At 68.1% G+C, this 580-nt stretch carries 1 protein-coding gene; it reads right to left on the reverse strand.

From position 1 onward, the window contains the following. Positions 1-113: 113 nt before the first annotated feature. A partial coding sequence (locus FQU96_RS42005) for a transposase (RefSeq protein WP_146547393.1) occupies positions 114-580 on the reverse strand: 467 nt, incomplete at its 5' end.

Genomic DNA, 580 nt, shown 5'->3' on the forward strand with positions numbered 1-580 from the left:
GTCGACGGCGGCCACCTGCCTGTCCTCGATCCGGGACATGTAGCGCAGGAAGTCGTGATGGACGGCCCAGAGGAGAGCTGTGGTCGCCATGGGGGGTGCCTCTATGGTTTTCGTCAAGCCGCCAGAGCGACTGACGACGACGCCGGAGGCGTGGTCGGGTCTTCGTACAGGGTGCCATCCCGCAGCATCGCGTAGAGCACGTCAGTGCGGCGGCGCGCCAGGGCGATCAGCGCTTGGTTGTGGCGCTTGCCCTGGGCTCGTTTTCGGTCGTAGTAGGCCCTCGAGGGGCCGTGGTGCAGTGAGGCGAAGGCCGAGAGGAACAGGGCGCGCTTCAGGCGCTTGTTGCCTCCGCGGGGTGCGTGCTCGCCGCGGATCGAGGTCCCTGAGCGGCGGGTGACGGGGGCGATGCCGGCGTAGGAGGCCAGGTGCCCGGCATCGGCGAAGTCCTTGCCCACGACTTCGGTGAGAATCCGTGCTGCGGTCCTGACCCCGATACCGGGCATCGAGATCAGGACCGGATGAAGAGTGTGGGCCTCCACGACAGCCTCCACCTGGGTGGCCAGCCTGGCCCGCTGCTGGA

The organism is Reyranella sp. CPCC 100927 (assembly GCF_007859315.1).
Lineage (GTDB): Bacteria > Pseudomonadota > Alphaproteobacteria > Reyranellales > Reyranellaceae > Vineibacter.